Origin of the sequence: Edaphobacter aggregans DSM 19364 (assembly GCF_000745965.1) — a bacterium.
GTDB classification, from domain to species: Bacteria; Acidobacteriota; Terriglobia; order Terriglobales; family Acidobacteriaceae; genus Edaphobacter; species Edaphobacter aggregans.
This window is the reverse complement of sequence record NZ_JQKI01000288.1, coordinates 1-2,716: the sequence shown is the minus strand read 5'-3', so window position 1 is coordinate 2,716 and position 2,716 is coordinate 1. Positions and strand designations below refer to the sequence as shown.

The following is a 2,716-nucleotide window of genomic DNA, read 5'->3' as shown; positions in this document are numbered from 1 at the left end:
GGGAGAGACGAACCCAGGGGTTCTGGCGGCCATGGCCGATAAGAAGTTGCGTGCCACGCAAGCACAGTTGTGTGATGCGCTGGGCGCCTGCACAGACTTCAAACCTACCTACCGCCGACTGCTGAAGATGTTCATGGAGGAGTTGCAGTTGATCGACCAGCAGATGAGTCAGCTTGACCAGGAACTAGCCAGTCTGCTCGGCCGACACCAGGATGCGGTCGAGTACTTGGCGGAGGTGCCTGGTCTAGGCGTGGACTCAGCACAGCAGATCATTGCCGAGGTAGTGCCAAGGCAGTGACATTTCCTTCCGCCAAGCAGCTCTGTTCCTGGGTGGGAGCATCTCCAGGAGGCGAAGAGAGCGCGGGGGTATTCAAGAACCACCGCTCCCCGAAAGGCAACCGCCACATGCGGCGCATTCTCAATCAAGCTGCCAACGCCGCGGCCAAGTCGAAAGGAACCATTTTCGAAATTGTCTATCGCCGACTCGTCTCGCGTCTGGGACACAATCAAACCATCGGGGCGATCGCACACCGACTTTGTCGTCTGATCTGGATCATTCTGCACCGGTGTGTACGTTACGAAGAGCGGGGTCCCTCGGTGAACGCAAAGTCAAGACAACGGCGCGCTAATAAAATGATCCGCGAACTCCGCAGCCTTGGCTACCGCGTCGAACTCGTGGAAGATTTTCGACCCTGTAGGGCTCTTGCATCCCCTACAACATGCCGGTTTAGCCCGGCGCTCTCCGGGTTGCCCGTCATCCGAGAGCAAATCCAATCAAGTAAGAACTTGGAACCTTACAGGAGTAGTCTCGCTCCGTCAGTCATCATTGACGCTCGCGCTAGCTTCAGAAGCGGAGCGACTCGATGCCGCCCCTTCGCCTCGGTTTTGAACAGGGTATTCTTGGCCAAGCATGCTAACGATCGAGCAGATCCTGATCATCGCGGCGATCCTACTCTCACTGGGTGTGGTGTCGAGCAAGGCATCAAGCAAGCTCGGAGTGCCGGCATTGTTGTTATTCCTTTTAATCGGAATGTTGGCTGGATCAGAAGGCCCAGGCCGCATTCCATTTGACAATGCGAGCCTGGCTCAATCCGTCGGAGTGGTAGCGCTTGCCTTCATTCTTTTCGCAGGCGGTCTAGACACGAATTGGCACATCGTCTCGCCGATTTTATGGCAAGGCCTGAGCTTGGCCTCTATCGGCGTCTTCATAACCGCGGTTCTCGTCGGCTGGTTTGCGACTGTATTACTTGGTATCGACTGGCTGCACGGCTTACTGGTTGGAGCAATAGTTTCCTCCACCGATGCCGCAGCCGTGTTCTCGGTTCTACGCTCGCAGGGCATCTCCTTGAAGGGACGAATCCAGCCACTCCTGGAACTCGAATCGGGAACGAACGATCCCATGGCCGTCTTTCTGACGATTGGGATTATTCATCTGATCGCATCTCCTGGGCAAAGTCCCTTCTTGCTCGTGTCTCTATTCTTCAAGCAGATGCTTATGGGCGGTGCAATAGGTTGGGTAATCGGGAGAGTGGCGGTACCGGCGATCAATCGATTAAATCTTGATGCGGAAGGCCTCTATTCTGCGCTCACCGTGGCGATCGTGCTGCTTGCATATGGGATAACTACGGCGTTAGGGGGGAGTGGATTTCTTGCTGTCTATCTCGCGGGTGTGGTGATGGGAAATAGAGATTTCGTCCATCGCCGTAGTCTGACGAGGTTCCACGACGGCTTGGCGTGGCTCATGCAGATCGTGCTCTTTCTGGTTTTAGGGCTGTTGGTTTATCCATCCCGCTTGTTTTCCGTCGTGGGTGTTTCCGTGCTGCTGGCGTTGTTCCTGGTTCTGGTTGCGCGTCCGATCGGTGTGTTTATCAGCCTCGCCTTTGCCAAGCTTGGCTTTCGCCCTAAGGTCTTCATTTCGTGGGTTGGGTTACGTGGAGCGGTTCCCATTGTGTTGGCGACGTTTCCACTCCTGGCCGGGGTGAAGAACGCAGAAATTTACTTCAATGTCGTGTTCTTTACAGTGTCGATTTCCGTTCTCCTACAGGGCACTACGATCGGGTGGCTTGCGCGGAAGCTGAGACTCCAGAAGCCATCTCCGGCCACTGATCGAAGATTTCCTTTAGATGTCCTGCCTGCTGGCGAAGACCAAAGTCAAGTTAGCGAGATAACGGTGAGTGAAGGATCACTTGCAGCTGGTAAGCAACTTGTAAGTTTACAACTTCCGCGTGAGGCTCACATCATGTTGGTGACGAGGAAAACGGAACATCTGGTACCACGAGGCAACACAACCTTGAAGGCAGGAGACATTCTTTCCGTACTGGCTGATCGAGCCTCTCTAGCGAAAGTTCGTTCAGTGATGAAACCCCCTCCGTCAGTCGCGAAGGAATGAACTTTGGTCTGGTCTGAGTAGATTGCTTTCATTTACCCCGATGCCTAACTATTTCGAGTATGGATAATTCTTACTTTGAGAAATGGATCGGGAGTGAGTCATCTAGCTTTCGAATGACGGGCACTCTGGAACCTATTCCTGTAGCTCCCGGAAAGTCTCCCCAGAAACTCCAATTTCGGGGAGAGTCGGGTATTTCAGGCTGCAGCTTCAACAACGCGAAATCCCAACTTGGCGGCTTTCCACTTGAGCTGTCCGATCTGTCGTTCGCGGTGTTGGGCCTCGTAGAATTTCGCTCCCTGGTCCACGTATTTCATCCCGTAGCGGAGC

Annotated in this window: 2 protein-coding genes and 1 pseudogene; all 3 read left to right on the top strand. The window is 54.2% G+C overall.

The window, feature by feature from the left end; genetic code table 11:
* Positions 1–298 (top strand): hypothetical protein (locus Q363_RS31230; RefSeq protein ID WP_211256460.1); only part of this gene is annotated, 298 nt, incomplete at its 5' end.
* A pseudogene (locus Q363_RS47275) lies at positions 295–441 on the top strand (transposase); the annotation flags it as partial. The gene Q363_RS31230 and the pseudogene Q363_RS47275, both read left to right, overlap by 4 nt.
* Positions 442–910: 469 nt before the next feature.
* Positions 911–2,389, top strand: coding sequence for a potassium/proton antiporter (locus Q363_RS31225; RefSeq protein ID WP_035358607.1), 1,479 nt, complete (start codon positions 911–913; stop codon positions 2,387–2,389).
* The last annotated feature ends 327 nt before the right edge of the window (positions 2,390–2,716 follow it).

What these genes read in the sequence shown, in the direction of transcription:
- Q363_RS31225 (WP_035358607.1), top strand. Translation starts at nt 911, where the DNA reads ATGCTAACGATCGAGCAGATCCTGATCATCGCGGCGATCCTACTCTCA.